Source organism: Citrobacter sp. Cpo032, assembly GCF_030332975.1.
In the GTDB taxonomy this organism is placed as follows: Bacteria; Pseudomonadota; Gammaproteobacteria; order Enterobacterales; family Enterobacteriaceae; genus Citrobacter; species Citrobacter portucalensis.
Map to the genome: position 1 here is coordinate 1 of NZ_JAOWGU010000034.1, position 26,128 is coordinate 26,128.

A 26,128-nucleotide genomic window follows, 5' to 3' on the forward strand; every position below is an offset into this window, starting at 1 on the left:
ACAAATCTGCGCGCTGGCGCCTTATCCGGCCTACGGCAGCGTGCAAATCGTAGGCCTGATAAGCGCAGCGCATCAGGCATTGTGATTGCGGTTATTGTGTAAAACCGTTCTGCAGACAAATCTGCGCGCTGGCGCCTTATCCGGCCTACGGTAGCGTGTAAATCGTAGGCCTGATAAGCACAGCGCATCAGGCATTGTGATTGCGGCTATTGTGTAAAACCGTTCTGCAGACAAATCTGCGCGCTGGCGCCTTATCCGGCCTACGGCAGCGTGCAAACCGTAGGCCTGATAAGCGCAGCGCATCAGGCATTGTGATTGCGGTTATTTTGTAAAACCGATCTGCATACAAATCTGCGCGCTGGCGCCTTATCCGGCCTACGGCAGCGTGCAAATCGTAGGCCTGATAAGCGCAGCGCATCAGGCATAGTGGATTGCGGTTATTTTGTAAAACCGTTCTGCAGACAAATCTGCGCGCTGGTTCTCAGCGTAAAGGCGACTTTGTCTGGGTACTGGCTGTAATAGTTATGCTCTTCTTCCAGCCCTTTTGCCTGCGCCAGACGTACCGTTTCCAGCGAGCAGGTACGGTAGATCAGGTCTTTATTCATATTGGTCTGCTTCTCGCGCTGTTTATCTGCGGACAGCGCCAGCCAGCTTTCGGACAGTGAGTAATCGTAGACCACCCGATTTCCTTTCGCCTGCACGTTCTCAATGGTAATAAATTCGTCGATTTTTAGTCTTGGCTGCCCGCGCATTTTTTTCTTATCTTCTGCGGCGGCATATTGGGCCAGCGCATGAATATCCATACTGGCTATTTTCTGTTTATAAGCATCTACATAAGCGGTAGGTTGCTGATAATGCTGAGCGTAAGCGTTTCTTAATTCCCCGTCATTCATCGTACAACCTGCCATAAACAGAGGTAATAGCAGTGCCAGTTTTATTTTAGTCATGATGTTATCCCGTTCATTATTTTGATCCCAGTCGCCCATAACAAAATAGAAAAATTATTACAGATGATATTTAAGGTTGTATAAACGAGAGCGCGATGGCACAAGTTCAATTGTCTTAAAATGGCAGGACAGGCGGGAAACCCTGCCAGAATTGGCAGGGTTTTGAACATACTGATAAAAAAATTAATGGCCGATCATCTTTGCCTTCGGGATCAGCTGGAAATACATATGATCAGGCACTGGTGTATCCCAGACATTGGCATAAACGGCATAACCAATGGTGGCAAACAAAATGCCAAGCACCAGTAGCGTCATGGCAACACCTGATAGCGTCTTCTGTCGCCATAACGGTTTACCGTTGTCTTGCGCCCCCGGCGGTGTTTGCAGTGAAAAGCTCAGCGTTGAGGCCACCGGGCAGGATTCAACGCAGGTCATGCAGCCAGTGCATTCCACGGTACGCACCTGAATCAGTCTGTCGACCTGGATATTCGACGGGCAGTTTTTCGCGCATTTTCCGCAGTCGATGCAGCTGTCTGCGTTACGGCGGATTTTAAACGGTGAGAGCAGCGAGAACAGGCCGAGCAGCGCACCATAAGGGCACAGATAGCGGCACCAGGCATTGCGAATAAACAGGCTCAGGACGCTGATAACGACAACAAAGATGAGCGTAGCGGGGCCAATATGGCGAAAGAAATCGAGCATCTTTACGTCGATAATCATGCCATAGGCCGACATTAGAAAATACTGAATCCCCTGCGCAGGCATCGACAGGGCGATATACAAAAAGAAACTCAGCAACAGATACTTCAGACTGAGCAGCGGGATATCCAGCCAGCGCGGCAGCGTGAAGTTGCGACCAAATACTTTTTTCCCCAGATTGCCGAGCAGTTCGGACAGCGTGCCCACCGGGCATAGCCACGAACAGAAGGCTTTTTTTAACAACAAACTAATCAGGATAAACGCAACTAACAGCAGCATGGAGGCGGCATGGATAGGCGGAAGAAAACCAGTCTCCAGCGTATAGCGGATATTCATCAAACCCGCGATTGGTAGCCATCCCTCAATACCGCCAGGCCTTGGAATATAGACGCTGGTGCCGGCGGTTTCGAAATAGCGGACCCAGTAATAGAACGTTACGCCAATATAAATATTAATAGCCAGCAGGAGAAACTGGGTGGCTTTTCGCCAGCTGCTGGCATTGCGCCAGTCATTCCACGGTAGCTTGCCTCCGATCGTGCCAGGACGGCGCTGCCAGCGTGTTCTCTTCTTCCCGTTCATGGTTTTATACTATCCCTCATATTTCCCCTTCTGCATTCAGAAGGCGTCATCACCGGGATATGCTAGCGCTATTCAGATTTGGTGTATTTGATTTGCATCTTATTATGTGGCTGTTATTTTTATCACGCAAATAGGCTTGAATAAAAATAACAGCTCGGTATTTATCGCCGATCAGATAAATACCCTGAACGGGGTATTTATTTCTCTGTGGCGGAGAAGATTATTCCTGATATACCTCTATGCGATCGCGGCCATTACTTTTCGCCAGATAAAGCGCGCGATCGGCTTTATCAACCAACTGTTTATAGTCGGGGTGATAGTCATATTCGGCGATGCCAATGCTGACGGTAATAGAAAATGATTCTGCCGCCGATGCCGCCATGCACATCCCGGCAATCTTCATACGCAGCGTTTCGAGAATGATACTGGCCTGCGACTTGTCTGACTCGACGAGCAGGATCATAAATTCTTCACCACCGTAGCGGAACACGTAATCGCTGCTACGGATATGATCATAAATGACCGCTGCGACGTTTTTGAGCGTCAGATCGCCGGTATTATGCCCGAAGTTATCGTTAATTTGCTTAAAGTAGTCGATATCCAGCATCGCCAGGCTAAAAGGCTTCCGCGCATGTAACGCTAACGAAATCTCACGCCGCATGATGGTTGGAATAAAGCGGCGGTTAAGTAACTGGGTCAGCGAGTCTTTACCATTTTCCTGTTTAACCAGTGCGTCAAACATTGAGGCGAGCAGGAAATGGATTTTTGCCGATAGCTGGCGGACATCCTGCAACAGGCTCATCCTCTCAGGTTCTGTTGGCTGATGCTGAGGTGACAGGGTGGTCGTCATGCGGTTGTCGATCTCTGCTATCAGCGATTCCATTTCATTCAACAGATTGCTGTTGCCGAGAATGTGTTTTCCTTTATGCGAGAACCACATACCAAAATCAGAATTTGCCAGAAATACCATCTCACCGAAAGGCATACCGATGGCGATGTTATAGATAAACTGATTTTCCCAGTCGGTAAATGAGCGAATTTGTCGTTCGCGTTCGACGTTAACGTCATCGTAAATGGTCTGCAGGCGATACTGCTCCTGCGTATGCAGGGAGTTTTGGTGGCTTGGGGAATAAGAGACGGTCATGGCCTCCAGCGCAGTATCCATTGCCAGACTGCTGAAACAGATAGCATTGCTCAGCAGGGAAGACGAGTCGTCAGCTTTGGTTTTCAATACCCGATACAGCTCATCCTTGAGCTTGCGCGCGCCGCGGTTTACCAGATCGATGGGCAGACCGATACGGGCATGCACCACGCCAATTTTGCGTTGTTTGGCCAGCAACTGCGGTAGATCTTCGTGCGCGCTGCCGAGCACGCTGCGTAACCAGTCAAACATACTACCACTGAGGCGGGTACTGACCTGTTCTGTATTAAGGAACAATGCGCTCTGGGCATGGGAGAGCATATAGTCATAAAAAACGGTCACTAAATGGCGGATCTCTTCATCGCTTAACGATGTGAGGAGCATGTGAACTTCAGGCGATGTTTGTCGTATCAGCGCCTGCCATTCTGTAAGGAGTAATGTGTCGTTTACCGGTTCAACCTGTTCCATCTCACTGCCACTCAACCTGCGATTAAAAATTCAGGCGGTATTACGGACAATTACCTCACGATGGTCAAGTTAAACTCTCTTATCGATGGCTAATACCTTCATAAATAAGTCTTAGCGCGAAAACACCTATTATTGCGCCAATCACCCGGCTGGCAACACGTTGGATACGACCATACGCCCGTCGCACGGCAGGCAAAGAAAATGCCTGGCTGAGAAATATACGCCAGATAACGGAAGACAACACAATGCCTGCCCAGGCCATCAGTCTGGCCCACGTAGGTGTGTCTGCGCTTAAGGTGACCGAGAAGATACTAATGAAAAACAGCACGGTTTGCGGGTTTGATAAATCCGTTAGTAATCCACGGCGGAAAAACACATACCAGGGGGCGGAAAGCGGTTGCTGTAGCGTGGGCATTTGCGGCGTGGCCTGATGGCGGATGCTGTTCCAGGCAAACCACAGCAGATAGGCGCCGCCGACAATCTTAATCAATGAAAATATCTCTTCACACTGGGTGATTAGCGTTGCCATACCAAAAAGCCCAAGGCCGGAGTAAAACGCATCACCCAAGGCAACACCCAGACCGGTCATCACACCTGCGCGTCGTCCGGATGCCAGGCTAGTTTGTACTACCACGAACAGATTTGCGCCGGGGTTAAAAAAGGTTAAAACAAAGAGGCTGATGGTAAGAACGACGGCGTGCAGAGGTTCCATAGACAACATTTCCATTAGTAAGCGCTTAAGTGACAGCTAACACTATAATTTTAGTGTGTTCATCATTCTGCGTATTCACTCACACTGCGCAGTGAAACGCGCTGAGATTTGCAAATGACTTCATAGATTATTTTGTGCAAACCTGGCGCGTCAGATAACGCGGCGGCGCAGGTTTTCTGTTATCAACGATTCGCAAAATCTCTTTATATTTCCGCCTGCTCTGGATCTTTTTGCCAGGCTGAACTACTTATTAATCATCCTTGACTCGCATGTCGAATGTTCAGGGGGCGATGATGGCATATATAACAAAATCTGGAGCTTTTATATGAAAACTGGAATTAAAGTACTTATTGGTGCGTTAGCTTTTGTTGTGACCAACGCGTACGCCGCGGAATTTATGACGAAGGTTGAGTTTGAAAAGGTTGAGTCTCAGTATACAAAAATCGGTGATATTTCAACGAGTAATGAAGTCTCTACTTCGGATGCTAAAGAAGACCTTCTGAAGAAAGCTGAAGAGAAAGGTGCTGACGTGGTGGTATTAACCTCCGGCCAAACGGATAACAAAATCCATGGCACAGCGAATATTTACAAGAAAAAATAACGTGTAGCTGTAAAAAATACGACACCCGTCGGTCATTGTACCGGCGGGTTTTCTTTTAATCTGCGCCAGAACGTGGTTCTGCTAATTCCGAGGTACCGCGCGGCGGCAGTTTTGTCACCATCAAATTGTGCCAGCACCTGCTGTGGCGTCAGTGATGATGATATGTGCGGTGTAGTGGTAACAACTGACAGTTCCGGTAACAGCTGCTGTAAAAAATCTACGTTCAGCTCTGGCTGCGGTTCGACGCTTAAAAACAGTGCCAGGCGCTCCATCATATTACGCAGTTCGCGGATATTCCCCGGCCAGCCATAATTCAGCAACGTCGGCTGACTTAACCCCAGCCCCTTGCGAACAGGCTCAGAAAACGGCACGTCCAGTTCCGCCAGCGACTGTTTTAAAAAGCCTTCCGCCAGTGGCAGGATATCGGGCAACCGCTCGCGTAGCGGCGGCAGCTTGAGGCGTAAAATGCTCAGGCGATAAAACAGATCGGTACGAAACTCCCCCTGTTTCATCTCCTGCTCCAGATTACAGTGCGTGGCGCTAATCACCCGGACATCGACCGGAATCGGTTGATGTCCGCCCACCCGGGTGACCTCTTTTTCTTCGAGCACACGCAGCAGTCGGGTTTGTAACGGCAGCGGCATCTCGCCTATCTCGTCAAGAAACAGGGTTCCGCCGTGAGCGATTTCAAACAGGCCCGCGCGCCCCCCTCGGCGAGAGCCGGTAAAGGCGCCATCCTCATAGCCGAACAGCTCCGCTTCCAGCAATGACTCGGTGATTGCCCCGCAGTTGACGGCAACAAACGGCGGTGAGGGTTTACCGCGCCGATTCTCCTGACGGGTGAAAAACTCACGGTGAATGGCCTGTGCGGCCAGCTCTTTACCCGTTCCTGTTTCGCCCTGAATGAGGACCGGCGCACGCGAACGGGCGTACAGCATAATGGTGTGCCGTACCTGTTCCATCTGCGCAGAGTGACCGCGCATATCTCCGAGCGCGTAGCGAGTGCGCAACGTATCGCCAGAGGCGTACTGACCGTTTCTGCGTAATGTCAAGCGGGTCATATCCAACGCATCGACAAAGGCCTGGCGCACGGTGGCCGCCGAATAGATAAAGATGCCGGTCATGCCTGCTTCTTCTGCCAGATCGGTAATCAACCCCGCACCAACTACCGCTTGTGTACCGCCAGCCTTCAGCTCGTTGATTTGCCCACGAGCATCTTCCTCGGTGATATAGCTGCGCTGTTCAAGCTGCAAATTGAAGGTTTTTTGAAACGCGAGAAGCGCCGGGAGGGGTTCCTGATAGGTAATGACGCCAATCGACGAGGTGAGTTTTCCCGCTTTTGCCAGCGCCTGTAGCACGTCGAATCCGCTGGGTTTAATCAGGATCACCGGAATCGATAAACGGCTTTTCAGATATGCGCCGTTGGAGCCCGCCGCAATGATGGCATCGCAACGCTCGGTAGCCAGCTTCTTACGGATATAGGCCACCGCTTTTTCGAAACCAAGCTGAATGGGGGTGATGGTCGCCAGGTGGTCGAACTCCAGACTGATGTCGCGAAACAGTTCAAACAGGCGGGTGACTGAGACTGTCCAGATAACCGGTTTGTCGTCGTTCACACGCGGCGGTAGATGTGTATCTGCCATAACTAACCCAAAAAAAGTAAGGAACCGAGTATTAGGGTTTAGTTGTGTTTCATAAATGTTGCAATGAAACGTGAAGGAACGTTTCATGAAACGATAGCTGACACGCTTTTGTGCAACAAAAATAGGAGTATTGGATTTAATGTATTGTTTTAAAAGATAAAAAATTAAATTGAAGAGAAAATAAGCTCCCTGGCATACCCCTTGCTTTAGAAACATCAACGAACGATAACAAGTTGATAACAAGAGGACGGGATATGTCTCTACACTCCCCAGGGCTGGCGTTTCGCGCTGCGCTCACTAAAGAAAACCCATTACAAATCGTTGGCACCATCAACGCCAACCACGCTCTGCTGGCTCAACGTGCCGGGTATCAAGCGATTTATCTCTCCGGCGGCGGTGTCGCTGCGGGGTCGCTGGGGCTGCCGGATCTCGGCATTTCTACCCTTGATGATGTGCTGACTGATATTCGTCGCATTACGGATGTTTGCCCGCTGCCATTGCTGGTGGATGCGGATATTGGTTTTGGATCGTCTGCATTCAACGTGGCGCGTACCGTCAAGTCGATTTCCAAAGCGGGTGCTGCTGCGCTGCATATTGAAGATCAGATCGGCGCCAAGCGCTGCGGTCATCGCCCGAACAAGGCGATCGTCTCGAAAGAAGAGATGGTCGACAGGATCCGCGCAGCCGTTGATGCGCGCACCGATCCCAACTTTGTGATTATGGCGCGGACCGATGCACTGGCGGTGGAAGGGTTAGAGGCTGCCATCGATCGTGCCCAGGCGTATGTCGAAGCGGGCGCTGACATGCTGTTCCCGGAAGCCATTACCGAACTTGAGATGTACCGCCAGTTTGCCGATGCGGTACAGGTACCAATTCTCGCCAACATTACTGAGTTTGGCGCCACACCGCTGTTTACCACCGATGAACTGCGCAGCGCGAACGTTGCGATGGCGCTATACCCGCTGTCAGCTTTCCGCGCCATGAACCGCGCGGCGGAGAAGGTTTACAACGTGCTGCGTCAGGAAGGTACGCAAAAGAACGTTATCGACATTATGCAGACGCGCAACGAGCTGTACGAAAGCATCAATTACTACCAGTTCGAAGAGAAACTCGACGCGTTGTACACAAAAAAGTAACCGTCGTAGGCCGGATAAGGCGTAGCCGCCATCCGGCAATAAATTAGTACCCTACATATTACAATAATGACGAGGACAACATGAGCGACACAACGATCCTGCAAAATAGTACCCATGTCATTAAACCCAAAAAATCGGTTGCGCTGTCAGGCGTCGCTGCCGGAAATACTGCCTTATGTACCGTGGGTAAAAGCGGTAACGATCTGCACTATCGTGGCTACGATATTCTTGACCTGGCGCAACAGTGTGAATTTGAAGAAGTTGCGCATCTGTTGATTCACGGGAAATTACCCACCCGCGATGAGCTCACCGCCTATAAAAGCAAATTGAAAGCGCTGCGCGGATTGCCCGCTAACGTGCGTACCGTACTGGAAGCGCTGCCTGCCGCCTCGCATCCGATGGACGTGATGCGCACTGGTGTTTCCGCGCTGGGTTGTACGCTGCCGGAAAAAGAAGGACATACCGTCTCCGGCGCACGCGATATTGCCGACAAACTGCTGGCATCGCTCAGTTCTATCCTCCTGTACTGGTATCACTACAGCCATAACGGCGAGCGTATTCAGCCGGAGACCGATGATGATTCTATTGGCGGTCACTTCCTGCATTTGCTGCATGGTGAAAAGCCATCACAAAGCTGGGAAAAGGCGATGCACATTTCGCTGGTGCTGTACGCCGAGCACGAATTTAACGCTTCCACCTTCACAGGGCGTGTGATTGCGGGAACTGGCTCTGATATGTACTCCGCGATTATCGGCGCGATTGGCGCACTGCGTGGGCCGAAACACGGCGGCGCGAATGAAGTGTCGCTGGAAATTCAGCAGCGCTACGAAACGCCGGATGAAGCCGAAGCGGATATCCGTAAACGCGTTGAAAACAAAGAAGTGGTGATTGGCTTTGGTCACCCGGTTTACACCATCGCCGACCCGCGCCATCAGGTGATCAAGCGTGTGGCGAAACAGCTTTCTCAGGAGGGCGGTTCGCTGAAAATGTACAACATTGCCGACCGTCTGGAAGAGGTGATGTGGGAAACGAAAAAGATGTTCCCTAACCTCGACTGGTTCTCGGCAGTCTCTTACAACATGATGGGCGTCCCCACTGAAATGTTCACACCGCTGTTCGTTATCGCCCGCGTCACTGGCTGGGCGGCGCACATCATCGAACAGCGCCAGGACAACAAAATTATCCGTCCTTCCGCCAACTATACCGGCCCGGAAGATCGCGAATTTGTCCCGATTGAAAAACGTTGCTAATGCAAAACCTCTAAAGATAAAAAAACAGGAAATGTACCCTATGTCTGCACATATTTCGAACGTCCGCCCTGAATTTGACCGTGAAATCGTTGATATCGTTGATTATGTCATGAACTACGAGATCACCTCGAAGGTGGCGTATGACACCGCGCATTATTGCCTGCTTGATACCCTTGGCTGTGGCCTGGAAGCGCTGGAATATCCGGCCTGTAAAAAACTGCTGGGGCCGGTTGTACCGGGTACCGTCGTCCCGAACGGTGTGCGCGTACCGGGTACCCAGTTCCAGCTCGATCCGGTGCAGGCGGCGTTTAACATCGGTGCGATGATCCGCTGGCTGGACTTTAACGACACGTGGCTGGCCGCAGAATGGGGCCATCCTTCCGATAACCTCGGCGGTATTCTGGCGACGGCTGACTGGCTGTCGCGCAATGCGGTGGCGGTGGGTAAAGCGCCGTTAACCATGAAAAAAGTGTTAACCGGAATGATTAAAGCCCATGAAATTCAGGGCTGTATCGCGCTGGAAAACTCCTTCAACCGCGTCGGTCTGGATCACGTCCTGCTGGTAAAAGTCGCTTCCACGGCGGTGGTTGCCGAGATGCTCGGCCTTAACCGCGATGAAATTCTCAACGCCGTCTCGCTGGCGTGGGTCGACGGTCAGTCGCTGCGTACCTATCGTCATGCGCCGAATACCGGCACGCGTAAATCCTGGGCGGCTGGCGATGCCACCTCACGTGCTGTGCGTCTGGCGCTGATGGCGAAAACCGGTGAAATGGGATATCCATCTGCACTGACGGCGAAAACCTGGGGCTTCTATGATGTCTCTTTCAAAGGCGAATCTTTCCGCTTCCAGCGCCCGTACGGTTCGTACGTGATGGAAAACGTGTTGTTTAAAATTTCCTTCCCGGCAGAGTTCCACTCGCAGACCGCGGTAGAAGCGGCGATGACGCTGTACGAGCAGTTACAGGCTGCAGGTAAGACCGCTGCCGATATCGAAAAAGTGACCATTCGTACGCACGAAGCCTGTATCCGCATCATCGATAAAAAAGGCCCGTTGAATAACCCGGCGGATCGTGACCACTGCATCCAGTACATGGTGGCTATCCCGCTGCTGTTCGGACGCTTAACGGCGGCAGATTACGAAGACGGCGTGGCGCAGGATAAACGCATTGATGCACTGCGTGAAAAGATTAACTGCTTCGAAGATCCGGCCTTTACTGCCGATTACCACGACCCTGAAAAACGCGCCATCGCGAATGCCATCACGCTTGAATTCACCGACGGCTCACGCTTTGAAGAAGTGGTAGTGGAATACCCAATTGGCCACGCGCGCCGTCGTAACGACGGTATGCCGAAGCTGGTCGAGAAGTTCAAAATTAACCTGGCGCGTCAGTTCCCGACCCGTCAGCAGCAGCGCATCCTGGATGTCTCCCTGGACAGAGCCCGCCTGGAGCAGATGCCGGTCAATGAGTATATGGACCTTTATGTAATCTAAACCTGCGTGCGGCAAGGCGTAAGTTCAACAGGAGAGCATTATGTCTTATAGCGAGTTTTATCAACGTTCTATTACGCAGCCGGAGTCGTTTTGGGCCGAACAGGCCCAGCGTATTGACTGGCAGCAGCCGTATACGCAGGTGCTGGATCACAGCAACCCGCCGTTTGCCCGCTGGTTTTGCGGCGGCAAGACCAATTTGTGTCATAACGCCATCGACCGCTGGGTGGAGAAACAGCCTGAGGCGCTGGCGCTGATTGCGGTGTCATCGGAAACCGAAGAAGAACGTACCTTTACCTTTCGTCAGCTGTACGACGAAGTGAACGTGGCGGCGGCAATGTTGCTGTCGCTGGGCGTACAGCGTGGCGATCGGGTACTGGTTTATATGCCGATGATCGCCGAGGCGCACATTACGCTGCTGGCCTGCGCGCGCATTGGGGCGATCCATTCGGTGGTGTTCGGTGGCTTTGCCTCGCACAGCGTGGCGGCACGCATCGACGACGCCCAACCGGTGATTATCGTTTCGGCGGATGCCGGCGCGCGCGGGGGCAAGATCCTGCCGTATAAAAAGCTGCTCGATGATGCAATCAGTCAGGCGCAGCACCAGCCGCGTCATGTGGTATTGGTCGATCGCGGTCTGGCGAAAATGGCGCGGGTAGAGGGGCGAGACCTCGACTTTGCCGCGCTGCGCCAACAGCATCTTGGCGCGCGGGTGCCGGTGACGTGGCTGGAATCGAATGAAACCTCCTGCATTCTCTATACCTCCGGGACAACCGGTAAACCGAAGGGCGTCCAGCGTGACGTTGGTGGCTACGCGGTCGCGCTGGCGACTTCAATGGACACTATTTTCGGCGGTAAAGCGGGCGGTGTGTTCTTCTGCGCGTCGGACATCGGCTGGGTGGTTGGGCATTCGTATATCGTGTATGCCCCACTGCTGGCGGGGATGGCGACGGTGGTGTACGAAGGGCTGCCAACGTATCCAGACTGTGGCGTTTGGTGGAAAATTGTTGAGAAGTATCAGGTCAGCCGGATGTTCTCCGCCCCAACCGCCATCCGCGTGCTGAAGAAATTCCCGACCGCGCAAATCCGCAATCACGATCTCTCCTCGCTGGAGGTGCTGTATCTGGCCGGGGAACCGCTGGACGAACCGACCGCCAGTTGGGTAACGGAAACGCTGGGCGTCCCGGTTATCGACAACTACTGGCAGACTGAATCCGGTTGGCCGATTATGGCGATCGCCCGCGGGCTGGACGACCGCCCGTCGCGGCTGGGTAGCCCGGGCGTGCCGATGTACGGATATAACGTGCAGTTGCTCAATGAGGTAACCGGTGAGCCCTGCGAAGCGAATGAAAAGGGCATGCTGGTGATTGAAGGGCCGCTGCCGCCGGGCTGTATCCAGACTATCTGGGGTGATGACGCGCGGTTTGTGAATACCTACTGGTCGCTGTTTTCTCGTCAGGTGTACGCCACCTTTGACTGGGGTATTCGCGATGCGGACGGCTATTACTTCATCCTTGGCCGTACGGATGATGTCATCAACGTGGCCGGGCATCGGTTGGGGACGCGTGAGATAGAGGAGAGTATTTCCAGCTATCCGAACGTTGCCGAAGTGGCTGTAGTCGGCGTGAAGGACGCACTGAAGGGGCAGGTAGCGGTCGCGTTTGTCATTCCGAAACAGAGCGACAGCCTTGAAGATCGCGACATCGCACATTCGGAAGAGAAGGCGATTATGGCGCTGGTGGACAGTCAGATTGGTAATTTTGGCCGCCCGGCGCATGTCTGGTTTGTATCGCAGTTGCCGAAAACGCGCTCTGGCAAAATGCTCAGACGGACGATCCAGGCGATCTGTGAAGGCCGCGATCCTGGCGATCTAACGACCATTGACGATCCCGCGTCGTTGCAGCAAATCCGTCAGGCGATCGAAGAGTAACATCGTGTGATGCCCGGTGGCGCAATGCTTACCGGGCCTTTTAGTATCGTAGGCCGGATAAACCACGTGAGTGGTGCATCCGGCAAAGAGGCTTTTACAGCGCGACGCTTTCGCGACGACGCCGCAGGGAAAACGGCCCCGGACCGCTAAGGGTAAATACGGAAATCAGCGTGAAGCTCAGCGCAATAATCCCCAGCACCAGATAAGCTCCCTGGAAACCAATACTCTCATACATTTTCCCGGCCAGAACTGACATGAAAATCATGGCTAACTGTTTGAAGAAACAGAAACACACCAGATAAATCGTGGCCGAGAAACGTACTTCGAACTGGCTGGTGATGTATTTGAAGCAGCCGACGATCAGGAACGGTATCTCAAACATATGCAGCGTTTTGAGAATAACGACCTCCAGTGCAGTGGTGGCGAATGACGAGCCAATAATCCTTACCGACATAATCGTACCGGCCAGCAGCAGGGCGTTCTTTCCGCCAATGCGGTTCACAATCAGCGGTGCAAAGAACATGATAGAGGCGTTGAGTAATTCTCCCATCGTCGTGACGTAGCCAAACACGCGGGTACCCTGTTCGCCGGTGGCAAAGAATGAGGTAAAGAAGTTGGCGAACTGCTGGTCAAACACATCGTAAGTACAGGAAACGCCGACCACATACAGGGAGAGGAACCAAAGTTTCGGTTGTTTAAATAACTCCAGCGCCAGCTTCAGGCTGAATGCCGAGTTATTGGCGCCTACCGCATCCGCGACTTTTGCAGAAGAGGGAGCATCTGTTTTTGAAAATAACAGCAGCAATGCCAGAATGACCGCACAGCCAGAGCCTAACCAGAAGACGAATTGGTTATTGATGGTGAACATAATTCCGGCAATCGAGGCGCACAGCGCCCAGCCCACGCAGCCAAACATGCGCGCGCGACCAAATTCAAAGTTGCTTCTGCGGCTGGCTTTTTCAATATAGGCTTCAATCGCTGGGGCACCGGCATTGTAAATAAAGCCAAGGTAAATCCCGCCGACAATTGAACCCAGTAAAATATTAACCTGTAATAACGGACCAAATACGTAAATAAAGAACGGGGCAAACATTACCAGCATGCCGGTAATTACCCACAGCAGATGTTTACGCAGGCCAAGCTTATCGGACAGTAGTCCGAAAATTGGTTGGAATAACAAAGAAAACAGTGAGATACAGGCGAAGATGATGCCGGTATCGCCTTTACTGATATGGTTTACATCGTGTAACCAGATAGGGAAGAAGGGGAAATACGCACCCATAATAAAAAAGTAAAAGAAGAAGAAAAAGCCGAACATCCAAAAGTTAGTGTTTTTTAAATAATACATAACAGACTTCCTATAAATGCGGGCAGGTATCAACCTGCCCTGCTTATATTATTATTTTTGGCCCCAGACGAACCGGAAGTGGTAGCGTCCGGCGCTCAGCTGGAATTCCGGCGACACGGAAGGACTCCACGAATCATCGCCGCCGACGCCCATATGGAAGCCATCAATATTGAGCCAGGTGCCTGCCTCAGGTTGCAGCAGATGGCGGTGGCTGGTTTCCATCAGTTGCTGCTGGCTAAAGCGGCTGATGTTGAACTGGAAGTCTCCGCGCCACTGGTGCGCACCGTAGTACAGTTCGCGCGTGCCGCAGCGCAGACCGTTTTCGCTCGGGAAAACATACGGGGTGTACATCTCATCAAGCGACAGATCCCAGCGATCGAAACAGGCGGCGCCCAGACGGTCCGGGTAGTTCTCATGCGGGCCAAGACCTAACCAGTTCACTCGCTCCGCAACCTGCGCCAGCTGGCAGCTCAGGCCGATGCGGGCCGGATGCGGCGTACCGCTGGCAACGTCGACATCCACCGTTATCTGCATTTCACCATTACCGTCAATACGATAGCTTTTTCGGCTGACGAACAGCGTTTCGCCCCGATACTGCCACGCATGTTCGGTGGTGATCAGTGCCGCACTGCTCAGCGTATCGGCAGCACAGTGCAGTAACGTTGCTTCAGCCTGATAGTGACCGGCGGCCTTCCAGCGTTCAACCCAGGCGTTAGGGTCGATGCGGGTTGACTCGCTCACGCCGATGTCGTTGTCCAGCGGCGCGCGGGTGAACTGGTCAGTAAGCGGGCTTACCAACTGGGCTTCATCGCTAATCCAGTATTGTGTTAGCAGGCCGGACTGACGATCGAATTGCCAGCGTGTGTTGTTGGCCACCACGGTAAAATTGCTCTCACTAACATCCAGCTGTGGTGCGCTGCTGCCGCGTGATAGACGTACCAGGCTGAGCTTCTCTTCCAGCTTCCACTGTTGCCAGGCGCTGATATGCCCGGCTTCTGACCATGCGGTTGCCTGAGGCTGCTCTACGCGCACCGTCAACCACAGTTCGCCTGCGGTGTCCGGCATCGGAACGTTCGGCAGGGTAATCACCTGGTGGCCCTGTGGGGCGATATCCAGAACGATTTCTCCGGCGGCCAGCGGGTTGCCGTCCAGGGCAATCGACCAGTGCAGAACTTCGTTATCGCTGCGGCGGAACAGATATTCGCTGGTCACTTCAATCTGGCGTTCAGCACCCGGCAGTAACGTGAACTGGAAAAACTGCTGTTCATGTTTGGCCTCATATAACGCCGGATGCGGAGTGCGATCGGCGAACACCAGTCCGTTCATGCAAAACTGACGATCGTTAGGCGTGTCGCCAAAATCGCCACCGTAGGCTGACCATGTTTTGCCGTTCTCATCATATTTGGTCAGCGACTGATCCACCCAGTCCCAGACAAATCCGCCCTGCAGGCGCGGATACTGACGGAACGCTTGCCAGTATTTGGCGAAGCCGCCAAAGCTGTTGCCCATAGCGTGGGCGTATTCACAAAGGATCAGCGGACGCTGTTCGCCGGGCATAGACAGCCACTTTTTAATCGACCATTTGGGTACTGCGGGGAAGGGCTGATCCTGATCGACGCGGGCGTACATCGGGCAAATAATGTCGGTGGCGGCAGTATCAGCTCCACCGCCCTCGTACTGCACCGGACGTGACGGATCTTCTGATTTTATCCAGCGGTAGAGCGCGTCGTGATTGACGCCATGGCCGGATTCATTGCCCAGTGACCAGATAATAATGCTCGGGTGGTTGCGATCGCGCTGCACCATGCGCGTGACGCGCTGGCTCATGGCAGGCAACCATGCGGGATCGTCGGTGAGGCGATTCATCGGCACCATGCCGTGGGTTTCAATGTTGGCTTCGTCGACTACATACAGGCCGTAACGATCGCACAGGGTGTACCACAGCGGATGGTTCGGGTAATGGGAACAGCGCACGGCGTTGAAGTTATTCTGCTTCATCAGGATGATGTCCTGCACCATCGTCGCCTCATCCATCACCTGGCCGTTGACCGGATGGTGCTCATGGCGGTTGGTACCGCGAATCAACAGCGGCTTGCCGTTTAACAGCAACAGGCCGTTTTCGATACAAACCTGACGAAAACCAACGTCACAGGCTTCCGCTTCAATCAGTACTCCGCCTGCGGTGTGTAACTGCACAACGGCGCGGTACAGATTGGGTGTTTCGGCACTCCACAGAGCCGGTTTTTCGACGTTCAGACGCAGAGTCACCCGGTCATGATAAGCGCCGCGTTCATCAATGATCTCACTGCCGAGCGGCGAGGTCGTTTCGCGGGTGAGCGTTTCACCTTCCCACAATTGCAGGGTGACGCGTAAATCTTCGCTCTCGTTGCCACCCACTCTGACTTCCGCTTCCAGCGTGGCGCGGCTGAAGTTGTCATTAAAACGGGTATTAATGCGCAGGTCGCGGATTTGCGTAGTGGGCTTATGCAGCAGGGAGACATCGCGAAAAATACCGCTCATGCGCCACATGTCCTGGTCTTCCAGATAGCTGCCGTCGCTCCAGCGCAGCACCATCACAGCCAGACGGTTTTCGCCGCGCAGCAGATAATCGCTAAGATCAAACTCAGACGGTAGACGGCTATCCTGACCGTAGCCGACCCAGCGACCGTTGCACCACAGATGAAACGCGGAGTTCACGCCGTCAAAAATAATGCGCGTCTGCCCTTCCTCTAACCACGCGTCTTCGATATTAAATGTGAGCGAGTAACATCCTGTCGGGTTCTGTGCCGGAACGTACGGAGGATTCACCGGGATTGGGTAGGTGACGTTGGTATAAATTGGCGCATCATAACCGTCCATCTGCCAGTTAGAGGGGACGTTGACGGTGTCTGTCTGTGGCAGATCGCTTGTCAGCCAGCTTTCTGGCACAGCCTCCGGCGCGGCAAACCAGGCAAATTGCCACTGTCCATTCAGCGCGCGTAACTGACTCGAACGCTGATTGGTACGTGCATCATCCGCTGAGCGCCAGCTACAGAATGGCGGATGTGCTTCCAGCCGGTTGAGCTGCGTGACGCCGGGATTTTCCCAGTCGCGGCGGGCCAGAACAGCTGAGAGTGAATCTGTGTTCAGGTTCATAACGGTATCCTGTTTGAATTTGTTACTCGCTCACAATTTCAATCAAAATACGAACAAGCGCTCCTTGCTGTAAAGGATGGGGCGTTCAATAAGTGAACTGACTCACACAATTGTTATGCGTTCACAATTTGGGTGTGAGCTGAGAAACTTGCCGCGCCAGCTGGATCAGTGAATCAGCCAGCGCCTGGGGAGTGGTGGTTTGCGTATCGGGAGGCAGAACCGTTTTGCGCTTGACCAGGGTGACGGGAAGCAGTTGGTTACCCACGCTGGAGCCGCCACGGGGGAGTTGCAATAGCCTGTCGACGCTGGTTTCACCCAGCAACGGAAAATCCTGCCTGATGGTGGTCAGCGGTGGGATGTAACAGGCGCTGTCTTCGGTGTCATCGTAGCCAATTACCGATATATCCACTGCAACCCGCAGACCGAACTCGCTGATTGCCCGCATCGCGCCCAGCGCCATTTGATCGTTAGCGACCAGCATGGCGGTAGGGAGGTTACCGTTATTCAGCATGTGCATCGTTTGCTGAAAACCAGACATCGCGCTCCAGTCGCCTTCCAGCTCCACAACGGGTTGTAGCTGGTAATGTGCCAGATACTTGTGCCAGCCCGCATGCCGAAGCCTTGCCGAAACGGAAGTGTGCGGCCCGCTCAGCAGGGCGATCCGTTGATGTCCGTGCTGCACCAGATGTTCAACGCCAAGGCGCGCGCCGTCGTCATGAGAGAAAATCACGCTGTTAATTGGCGTCAGGTCAGAGACATCGAGAAACAGCACCGGCACCGTACCGCAGGCAGCGGCCACGGCAATGGCATCTTCTTCATCCAGCGGATAGTTGATGATAAGCCCGGTTACGCGTTGAGAAAGCAGATTGTGGACCGCGGCTTTACAGGACTCAACGCCGCTGCGCTCGACCATGGCGATCACCACGCTGGCACCGGAATGGTCGGCGCGGGATTTTATGGCAGCAACGATTTGTGAGGGGGCATGCAGAGCTAGGTTTGCCGTCACAACGCCAATCAGTGGCGTCTGTTTGCCAGCCAGCTGCTGTGCAACGCGGTTAGGGATGTAATTGAGTTCCGCCATCGCGGCCTCAACTTTCTGTCGGGTTTTTGCGGAAACGTGGCTGGCCTGGTTCACGACGCGAGAGACGGTCTGGTAAGAGACACCTGCATGGTCTGCCACATCGTATAGCGTTACCGGTTTCACGTTTATCACCCCTGTAATGACGTTATCTGTGCGCTATGATGCCACAGCGGGACGGTTTTGGGGTATTTGCGCATGGGTTCTGCGAGGCGCATTCCAGGGTTTGAGGATAGCGTGCTGAAGGATTTATCGGCGTTATACCTAACAGAAGAAAAAAGTGAGGACATTGTGCGCGATTCTGCGGCAAAAAATATTCTGTCCATCTACCGACGCCATGCGGATGCTTTTGCCAGCCAGCGCTCGCGCACCTTGTTCGAGAAAAGCTGGCTCGATAAATTTATTTCCGTGATGGGCGGGCAGGGCAGCATTGTGGATATTGGCTGCGGCAACGGTCAGCCGATCGCCGGTTATTTTATCCAGCAAGGTTTTCAGCTTACCGGCGTTGATGGTTCCCCGGCGATGCTGACGCGGGCCCGAAACACTTTTCCCGCACAGCGCTGGCTGGAACAGGATATGCGCGAGTTGGCACTCAATGAGACTTTCGATGGACTGATCGCCTGGGACAGCTTTTTCCATTTAACTCAGCAGGACCAGCAAAAGATGTTCCCGATTTTTGACCGCCTCAGCCATCCCGGTAGTGCGCTGATGTTTACCAGCGGTACGGACAACGGCATCGCGATGGGGCAATTTGAAGGTGAGCCGCTGTTTCACGCCAGCCTCGCGCCGGATGAATACCGCACACTGCTGTCAGCACACGGTTTTGCGGTGGTCGAGATGGTGATGGAAGATCCGCAATGCACCGGGCACACCATCTGGCTGGCGCAAAAAAGAGGCTAATCGCCGCGAAAGGTTTTACGCCATTCAGCCGGGCTAACGCCAAAGTGGGATTTAAAATGCTGGCGCCAGGTGACGGGCGACTGAAAACCAACCTGTTCGGCGATGCGTTCAACGGGTAACTGGCTGGACTCCAGCAACGTCTGGCTACGGCGCAGGCGCTCGGCAATCAACCATTCGGCCACGCTTGACCCTGTAGCCTTCATAAAATGACGGGTGAGGGTGCGACGGCTCATCATCACCCGTTGCGCCAGCTCGTCAAGATTATGCGGTTCATGGAGATGCTGGCGCAAATAGTCGAGCAGGACGTTGATGCGCTGATCTTTGGTATTTTTCGCCACCGGTTGCTCGATAAACTGTGCCTGGCCGCCCTCGCGATGTGGCGGCACAATCATCCGTCGGGCAATCTGATTCGCCACCGTGCTGCCAAAACGCTGGCGGATCACGTACAAACAGCAATCCAGCGCGGCGGCGGTGCCTGCCGAGGTAATAATACCGTCGTCATCCACGTACAGCGCGTTAATATCCAGATGAGCTGCCGGAAAGCGGGACTGAAAATCCTGCTCGAACTCCCAGTGCGTAGCCGCCCGTTTGCCATCCAGCAGACCGGCGTAGCCGAGAACAAACGCACCCAGGCATAACCCAACAATCTGCGCGCCGTTTTGTCGCGCACGATTGAGCGCATCAAGCAGGCTTTGTGGTGGCCGATGTGCCGTGGTACCCCACCAGGGGATCACCACAATGTCGGCGGCCTCCACCGCTTCATAGCCGTAGGCTGCGTGAATGGAGAAGCCATCCTGCGAGGAAACGATGCCCGGCTGTTCGGCGCACAGTTGCACCTCAAAACGCTTTTTCGCCGTCACTTTGTCACTGAAAATAATGCACGGCACCGAGAAGTGAAACGGGCTGAAATCTTCCACGGCAACAATGGCGACGTTAAGCGGTTGCATACGAGTCCTCTGTGGAGTTTAAAACGTCAGGGTTTCGCCATCTTCCGGCACGTTAACAAATTGCGCAATCTGGTTGTCGCAGGCGTACTCTTTCAAGGCCGCGCGGGTCAGCAGACAGTGGTTAATCGCCTCCATGTGGGTCGCCACAATTTGTGCTTCGGGCAGCGTGAAGTGGGTTTTTAGCACATCTTCCGCGCCCATGATAATTGAGCCAAACCCGATAACGTGAGCAAAGCCTGCGTTCAGAATGACCACGCCTGGCTGGAAAGTCCGCATGTTGGTTTCCACCTCGTCGCGCCAGATGGTGTCCCCGACCAGATACAGCGTTTTTTCCGCCGGATGCTGGAAGATAACTCCGCAGGCATCACCCAGACGTTCAGCCATTTGCGGGACGGCGTAAGCGCGATCCGAACCGTGCTGGCCGCCGGTTTTACGCAGGGTGAGATCACCAAGCGCAGTGTTTTGCGTCAGTACGGTCAGTTGCGTGAAACCTTGTTCCCGCAGTACCTGCGCATCGCGATCGTTTTGCACATAAATCGGTTTGTCTTTCGGCACGACACGAGCCGCGGCTTCATCCCAGTGGTCTTCATGCAGATGGGTCACGATCAGCGCATCAACGTTGAGCAGGGTGTCGATATCGACAGGCAGATCAACGGTCGGGTTGCGGATCTCGGCGCGTGCCGTACCGGCAAAGCCCGGATAAGTACCTTTTGCCGCCAGCATAGGGTCGATCAGAAAGGTTTTGCCACCAAAAGTGATGTGCTGCGTAGCGTTACGGATTTGCGTGATGTTCATGGTGTTTGCTCCACGTGTTGGGTCAGTGGTGTCATCGTAGAGTGTTGTCCAGAAGATGAATGTGGGCAAATGGGCGACTAGCGATGGGATTGGGCCAACTGCGGATTACAGATGTCGATAATGTAATTAGAATTAAAGTAATTTAATATTTCCTTGGTGGCTCGTTATTTAATAATCAGCCATTATATCGAACTGAATAAGAATGCTGTTATTTAAATACGGAAGGTTTATTAAATGCGAAGTGGTGCCGGAAAACATTATTGATATATGTAATGCATAGTGACCAATAAAACAGATCGCGAACCATGAAATAAGAATGCTATCATTCACACCAGACGCGGCAGGCAACTGCTGGCACATGCCTTTACCCCGGAGCAACTGATGAACAACGACATTCCGCTAAAATATTATGATATTGCCGACGAGTACGCGACCGAGGCCGCAAAGCCGGTGAGCGACACAGAACGTGACGCGCTGGCGCACTACTTCCAGCAGTTGATCACCCGTTTGATGAGCAACGAAGAGATCAGCGAAGAAGCGCAGCAGGAGATGGCTACCGTGGCAGGTGTCGACGCTCAGCGTATCGATGATATTGCGGAGTTCCTCAATCGTTGGGGTAACGAGTAGCCAAAGACATGGCCTGTGTTTTACACTGCGCGCAAATTGAGTAGGTATACTCTACGAGTAATAGGTTTAATCAGGCGGAAACAGCAATGAACGGAACAATCACAACGTGGTTTAAAGATAAAGGCTTTGGATTTATCAAAGATGAAAACGGCGACAACCGCTATTTTCATGTGATTAAGGTTGCTAATCCTGAGCTGATCAAGAAAGACGCGGCGGTGACTTTTGAGCCCACCACCAACAACAAAGGCTTGTCTGCCTACGCGGTAAAAGTCATACCAGACAGCAAGTACATCTATATCGCAGGCGAGCGTCTGAAGCTCACCTCGATCAAGTCATTCCTGGTCTACAGCGAAGAAGTCCCTGTAGAGACCCGTATCGACAAAGAAAATGCTGTGCTGTCTGTCGGCGTGCTGATGAACAGCATCCGACCGAAATCAGACGTGAAGCCTGGTGAAATGCGCACACTGAAAAAGCTGGCCATCACTACCTTCCAGGGCACGACGCTGATCTTCTCGGAAGATGAAATCGACATCGACGCGACGGTGAAACTGCTTAAAGTCTGAAACCCTTCGGACTGAATAAAAACCGGAACGTTGCTCTTTTCAGGAGCGGGTTTCGGTTTTTTTTTGATATGTGTAATTTACGTGATTCAGGTATGTAGTGATAAAATTAGTAGGTAGCAATCCGTTTCTGAATAGGTATATATTATCCGTATTAAATAAATATGATCGCCAACTATTTGCAGATTAGTAGCACGGTTAACTAATAGTGATTCACCGATATAACTAATGGGGTAATATAAGTGATTTTTAAAAAAATATGGAAAGCTATATCTTCTGAATATGTACCATCGGCCATTTGCTTTTTTCTCCTTGCAAAAATGGATTATGAAATAATATCTATCTGGCCACAGAATGAATCGGTTGATGACAGAATTAAACTTTCTTTACTATTCATTCATTTGGTGATGATTTTAGTGATGTTTACTCCGCTAATTAATCGGTTTTTGTCACGAGTAGACAATGAGAAACTTGAAAAGTTTATAGCTCTTCCGCAGAAAGATAAAAACATCACATACATAGATTATTATGATTTTCTGAGCGGGCTTGCTTTATCAGCATTTTACTTATCTATCCTTATTTTTACAATGAAGAGTATTTACGAAGAAGCAGGATGGATAATTTCTGGTATTTATATATTTACAATGTTTGTGTCTTCTATTTCTATTGCTGCATTGTCATTACTTAGGTTTATCTGGTTATTTACAAAGTTTAATAATTATATATATTGGTTTATTGTTTTACTTGCGAGCAGTATGTGTATGGCAGTTATTGGTGCCGCGATGAAAATGGCCTCGTAAAAATGCGCTTAATATCTGAAACAGTAATAATGGAGTATAAACTCTAAATAATAATACAGCTGGAACAGTGATGATTCCGCTTTGTAATCAGTGTGATGCATTGTTGCAAAGCTTAAAGCCTCTTTCGAAGAGGCTTTAAGCCCTCAGCGACCAGTGAAGTAAAAGACTTTCTTTCCTGGTGTTGAGCATCCTGCCAAAAACATAATTAACAGTAATCCCAGTACTTTCTTCATTATCACGAGACAGCCGGATTTACCACGTCATCCATCAGTATGTAACGTGCTTCCTGGCGAGTGTATTGATCGATTAATGGTACAAGTCGCTGGAAATGCTCGCTGGCACAATGTTCATCGAGAGCCGCGTGGTTTGGCCATTCTTCGATAAAAATAAAATGGCCCGGATCTTTTTCATCAATATAGAGGTCGTAAGCAATGCAGTGCAGTTCTTTCTTCGTTGCCGATATTAGCTCCCGATACAACGGGAGAACAGTTTCAATATACTCAGGTTTGATGAAATCCTCAGCAATGACCTTTAACATGCAGCCTCCTGGCAGAAAACGAATGCACACTATGTAATGAAGATATTTTTTGGGCAAGAGGTCACAGAGTTTTATCGGCCGGTTAGTGAGTTATGCCAGCTATCAACCAGATGATCCGCATAACTGTGATCCATCTCACCTCCCGGCAACCAAAATCTCCTGCGATTCGACGCCGTCCTCTATCTGTTTCGCCACCTTTTGTAAGGCCGGAAGATGCTTTTCCGCGGCTTGTTCGATGGTCATGGCGCTGGCCATATACACCAAATTCAGGCAGCCGATCACCCGCTGTTCGCTGCGGATGGGGACGGCGATAGAAGCGATTTTCTCCTCCTGATCCCAACCGCGAAAGTTCTGGCCAAAACCGTCTTTTCGCGCGCGGGTCAAAATGGCATTGAGCTTCAGCGGTTCGCGCGCAAGCTGGAACTCTTCTCCCGATCGGGAGGCAAGCATTTCAATCAGTTCCTGCCGTTCATTCTCCGGGCAAAATGCCAGCCAGGTCAGGCCGGATGCAGTTTTCAGCAATGGCAAACGACGCCCGACCATCGCCCGGTGAAAAGACAGGCGGCTGAAGCGGTGGGTGGTTTCACGTACCACCATCGCGTCCACATCCAGCGTGGAAACGTCGGTCGGCCAGATGACCTCGCGCAGCAAATCCCCCAGCAGCGGGGCGGCGAGTGCAGAAATCCACTGCTCGTCACGAAACCCCTCGCTGAGCTGGCGGACTTTAATGGTTAAGCGAAAGCTGTCATCGGACAGGCTGCGCCGGACGTAACCCTCATCCTGCAGGGTTTCCAGCAGCCGTCTGACCGTGGTGCGATGCAGGCCGCTTAACTCAGCAAGCAAGCCAACACTGGCCCCACCATCGAGCCGGTTTAACATATTTAATAACATTAATCCGCGCGTTAATCCGCGTACGGTTTTGTACTCAGTGCTCTCGTCATTTTTCATATTCATTGACAAATCTACAGGTAAAACAACGTTGTGCACTTAGTGCACATCCTGGCATGTTTTGATTGTAGCGCAAAAACTCGCTTCTATACTGACCGCACAACAAAAAATTATTCACATATTTTTAACAAAACAAGTTGCGCCTCACCAGGGTCCGCAATTGCGTTTTGTCCGAGTCGTGAGGTTCTGAAATGACAACAAAAAACCCGGATATACAACCCGCTGTGCAGCATACCGCGCAGGTGGCGATTGCCGGTGCTGGTCCGGTAGGGCTGATGATGGCCAACTATCTTGGGCAGATGGGCATTGAGGTGTTGGTAGTGGAGAAGCTCGACACGCTGATCGACTATCCTCGCGCCATCGGCATTGACGATGAAGCGCTGCGCACTATGCAGTCTGTGGGGCTGGTCGAGAACGTTTTGCCGCACACCACACCGTGGCACGCAATGCGCTTTCTCACCCCAAAAGGCCGTTGCTTTGCTGATATCCAGCCGATGACCGACGAATTTGGCTGGTCGCGTCGTAATGCGTTTATTCAGCCGCAGGTGGACGCGGTGATGTTGGAAGGGTTATCGCGTTTTCCCAACGTGCGCTGCCTGTTCTCCCGCGAGCTGGAGGCCTTCAGCCAACAAAACGGCGAAGTGACGCTAAATCTGAAAGCGCCAGACGGTCAACGTGAAACGGTGAAGGCTCAGTGGCTGGTGGCCTGCGACGGCGGCGGCAGCAACGTCAGACGTTCTCTGAACGTGCCGTTTGAAGGTAAAACCGCGCCGAATCAGTGGATTGTGGTGGATATCGCCAACGATCCGCTCAGCACGCCGCATGTGTATTTATGCTGCGATCCGGTGCGCCCGTATGTCTCTGCCGCGCTGCCGCACGCGGTGCGCCGTTTTGAGTTTATGGTTATGCCGGGGGAAACCGAAGCGCAGCTTAGCGAGCCGCAGAATATGCGCCAGTTACTGAGCAAAGTGCTGCCGAACCCGGACAACGTCGAGCTGATCCGCCAGCGCGTGTATACCCATAATGCTCGTCTGGCCGAACGTTTTCGTATTGACCGCGTGCTGCTGGCGGGCGATGCGGCGCACATTATGCCGGTCTGGCAGGGTCAGGGATACAACAGCGGCATGCGCGATGCTTTCAACCTGGCATGGAAACTGGCGCTGGTGATTAACGGTAAAGCCGACGATGCGCTGTTGGATACCTACCAGCAGGAACGCCGCGACCACGCCAAAGCCATGATCGACCTCTCCGTGACCGCTGGCAACGTACTTGCGCCGCCCAAACGCTGGCACGGCGCGGTACGCGATGGGGTTTCCTGGCTGTTGAACTATATTCCGCCGGTCAAACGCTACTTCCTTGAAATGCGGTTTAAGCCGATGCCGCAGTACCACGCCGGGGCGCTGGTGCGTGAAGGCGACGCGAAAACTTCACCGGTCGGCAAGATGTTTATCCAGCCGAAGGTGACGCTGGAATCGGGCGAAGTGACGTTGCTCGACAACGTCATCGGACCGAATTTCGCGGTGATTGGCTGGGGCTGTAACCCACTATGGGGCATGAGCGAGGCGCAGATCCAACAATGGCAGGCGCTGGGGACGCGTTTTATCCAGGTCGTGCCGGATACGCAGATACATACCGATCAGGATAACCACGACGGCGTTACCCGCATAGGCGATACGCAAAACCGCCTGCGCGCGTGGTTTGCCCAGCACAACGCCGCGCTGGTAGTCATGCGCCCGGACCGCTTCGTGGCCGCCATCGCCATTCCGCAAACCCTGGGCAGCACCCTGAATAAACTGGCGTCGGTGATGACGCTCACTCGCGCTACTGCCGACATTCCTGTTGAAAAGGTTGCCTGAT

The 26,128-nt window shown here is 52.6% G+C and carries 22 protein-coding genes; 10 read left to right on the forward strand and 12 right to left on the reverse strand.

From position 1 onward, the window contains the following. Positions 1-437: 437 nt before the first annotated feature. From OGY33_RS02060 to OGY33_RS02075, 4 genes are all read right to left on the reverse strand, one after another. Positions 438-947 (reverse strand): hypothetical protein, encoded by a 510-nt coding sequence (locus tag OGY33_RS02060; protein WP_262411185.1) that lies wholly within the window; start codon positions 945-947, stop codon positions 438-440. Between the two features lie 183 nt (positions 948-1,130). Next, positions 1,131-2,225: a 4Fe-4S binding protein gene (locus OGY33_RS02065; RefSeq protein WP_048214839.1), complete on the reverse strand. Its 1,095-nt coding sequence runs from the start codon at positions 2,223-2,225 to the stop codon at positions 1,131-1,133. 220 nt (positions 2,226-2,445) lie between these two features. Then, positions 2,446-3,834, reverse strand: coding sequence for a diguanylate cyclase (locus OGY33_RS02070; protein WP_048226374.1), 1,389 nt, complete (start codon positions 3,832-3,834; stop codon positions 2,446-2,448). Positions 3,835-3,913: 79 nt separating this feature from the next. After that, complete coding sequence (locus tag OGY33_RS02075; RefSeq protein WP_008783857.1) at positions 3,914-4,546, reverse strand: LysE family transporter; 633 nt, start codon at positions 4,544-4,546, stop codon at positions 3,914-3,916. 325 nt (positions 4,547-4,871) lie between these two features. Between OGY33_RS02075 and yahO the strand changes: the two genes are divergently transcribed. After that, positions 4,872-5,147, forward strand: a complete 276-nt coding sequence (gene yahO / locus OGY33_RS02080) for a DUF1471 family periplasmic protein YahO (protein ID WP_032942474.1) — start codon at positions 4,872-4,874, stop codon at positions 5,145-5,147. A gap of 32 nt (positions 5,148-5,179) precedes the next feature. Here the strand turns inward: yahO and prpR are convergent, their stop codons facing one another. Next, positions 5,180-6,790, reverse strand: coding sequence for a propionate catabolism operon regulatory protein PrpR (gene prpR, locus OGY33_RS02085; RefSeq protein ID WP_048226372.1), 1,611 nt, complete (start codon positions 6,788-6,790; stop codon positions 5,180-5,182). A 254-nt stretch (positions 6,791-7,044) separates the two neighbouring features. On the opposite strand from prpR, the gene prpB reads away from it, so the two are divergent. The 4 genes from prpB to prpE all read left to right on the forward strand — a co-directional run bounded on the left by prpB (position 7,045) and on the right by prpE (position 12,595). Next, on the forward strand, positions 7,045-7,926 hold the full coding sequence (gene prpB, locus OGY33_RS02090; RefSeq protein WP_048226370.1) for a methylisocitrate lyase: 882 nt from the start codon (positions 7,045-7,047) through the stop codon (positions 7,924-7,926). Positions 7,927-8,006: 80 nt separating this feature from the next. Continuing rightward, the gene (gene prpC, locus OGY33_RS02095; RefSeq protein WP_032942476.1) at positions 8,007-9,176 is read left to right on the forward strand and encodes a bifunctional 2-methylcitrate synthase/citrate synthase; all 1,170 of its coding nucleotides are present in this window, start codon (positions 8,007-8,009) and stop codon (positions 9,174-9,176) included. Between the two features lie 40 nt (positions 9,177-9,216). Next, a complete protein-coding gene (locus tag OGY33_RS02100) occupies positions 9,217-10,668 on the forward strand; it encodes a bifunctional 2-methylcitrate dehydratase/aconitate hydratase (RefSeq protein ID WP_048214832.1) in 1,452 nt (483 codons plus the stop codon). 40 nt (positions 10,669-10,708) lie between these two features. After that, the gene (prpE, locus tag OGY33_RS02105) at positions 10,709-12,595 is read left to right on the forward strand and encodes a propionate--CoA ligase (protein ID WP_128317657.1); all 1,887 of its coding nucleotides are present in this window, start codon (positions 10,709-10,711) and stop codon (positions 12,593-12,595) included. A 94-nt stretch (positions 12,596-12,689) separates the two neighbouring features. Here prpE and OGY33_RS02110 read toward each other — a convergent pair whose 3' ends face one another. From OGY33_RS02110 to OGY33_RS02120, 3 genes are all read right to left on the reverse strand, one after another. Beyond that, a complete protein-coding gene (locus OGY33_RS02110) occupies positions 12,690-13,943 on the reverse strand; it encodes an MFS transporter (RefSeq protein WP_048226366.1) in 1,254 nt (417 codons plus the stop codon). Positions 13,944-13,994: 51 nt separating this feature from the next. Next, positions 13,995-17,078, reverse strand: coding sequence for a beta-galactosidase (locus OGY33_RS02115; RefSeq protein WP_191238824.1), 3,084 nt, complete (start codon positions 17,076-17,078; stop codon positions 13,995-13,997). 121 nt (positions 17,079-17,199) lie between these two features. Then, positions 17,200-18,282 carry a LacI family DNA-binding transcriptional regulator gene (locus OGY33_RS02120; protein ID WP_079935120.1) on the reverse strand — a complete coding sequence of 361 codons (1,083 nt, stop codon included), beginning with the start codon at positions 18,280-18,282 and terminating at the stop codon, positions 17,200-17,202. 165 nt (positions 18,283-18,447) lie between these two features. On the opposite strand from OGY33_RS02120, the gene OGY33_RS02125 reads away from it, so the two are divergent. After that, positions 18,448-19,056: a class I SAM-dependent DNA methyltransferase gene (locus OGY33_RS02125; RefSeq protein WP_410739384.1), complete on the forward strand. Its 609-nt coding sequence runs from the start codon at positions 18,448-18,450 to the stop codon at positions 19,054-19,056. Here OGY33_RS02125 and OGY33_RS02130 read toward each other — a convergent pair. Both OGY33_RS02130 and OGY33_RS02135 read right to left on the reverse strand, forming a co-directional pair. Continuing rightward, on the reverse strand, positions 19,053-20,003 hold the full coding sequence (locus OGY33_RS02130) for a GlxA family transcriptional regulator (protein WP_191238823.1): 951 nt from the start codon (positions 20,001-20,003) through the stop codon (positions 19,053-19,055). The two genes, OGY33_RS02125 and OGY33_RS02130, sit on opposite strands and share 4 nt — an antisense overlap. 18 nt (positions 20,004-20,021) lie before the next feature. Next, the gene (locus OGY33_RS02135) at positions 20,022-20,798 is read right to left on the reverse strand and encodes an MBL fold metallo-hydrolase (protein ID WP_191238822.1); all 777 of its coding nucleotides are present in this window, start codon (positions 20,796-20,798) and stop codon (positions 20,022-20,024) included. A 381-nt stretch (positions 20,799-21,179) separates the two neighbouring features. Here OGY33_RS02135 and OGY33_RS02140 point away from each other — a divergent pair, with 381 nt between their 5' ends. From OGY33_RS02140 to OGY33_RS02150, 3 genes are all read left to right on the forward strand, one after another. Next, positions 21,180-21,425 (forward strand): YmjA family protein, encoded by a 246-nt coding sequence (locus OGY33_RS02140; RefSeq protein ID WP_149607794.1) that lies wholly within the window; start codon positions 21,180-21,182, stop codon positions 21,423-21,425. Positions 21,426-21,511: 86 nt separating this feature from the next. Next, positions 21,512-21,988 (forward strand): cold-shock protein, encoded by a 477-nt coding sequence (locus tag OGY33_RS02145; protein ID WP_003830914.1) that lies wholly within the window; start codon positions 21,512-21,514, stop codon positions 21,986-21,988. 239 nt (positions 21,989-22,227) lie between these two features. Continuing rightward, complete coding sequence (locus tag OGY33_RS02150) at positions 22,228-22,785, forward strand: hypothetical protein (RefSeq protein WP_230319988.1); 558 nt, start codon at positions 22,228-22,230, stop codon at positions 22,783-22,785. A gap of 235 nt (positions 22,786-23,020) precedes the next feature. On the opposite strand, the gene OGY33_RS02155 is transcribed toward OGY33_RS02150, so the two are convergent. Both OGY33_RS02155 and OGY33_RS02160 read right to left on the reverse strand, forming a co-directional pair. Further along, entirely contained in the window at positions 23,021-23,323 is a 303-nt protein-coding gene (locus OGY33_RS02155) for a putative quinol monooxygenase (protein WP_149607793.1), read from the reverse strand. A gap of 135 nt (positions 23,324-23,458) precedes the next feature. After that, on the reverse strand, positions 23,459-24,271 hold the full coding sequence (locus OGY33_RS02160; protein ID WP_048226474.1) for a DNA-binding transcriptional regulator: 813 nt from the start codon (positions 24,269-24,271) through the stop codon (positions 23,459-23,461). Between the two features lie 191 nt (positions 24,272-24,462). Here OGY33_RS02160 and OGY33_RS02165 point away from each other — a divergent pair, with 191 nt between their 5' ends. After that, positions 24,463-26,127 carry a bifunctional 3-(3-hydroxy-phenyl)propionate/3-hydroxycinnamic acid hydroxylase gene (locus tag OGY33_RS02165; protein WP_057067123.1) on the forward strand — a complete coding sequence of 555 codons (1,665 nt, stop codon included), beginning with the start codon at positions 24,463-24,465 and terminating at the stop codon, positions 26,125-26,127. Position 26,128: the final 1 nt, after the last annotated feature.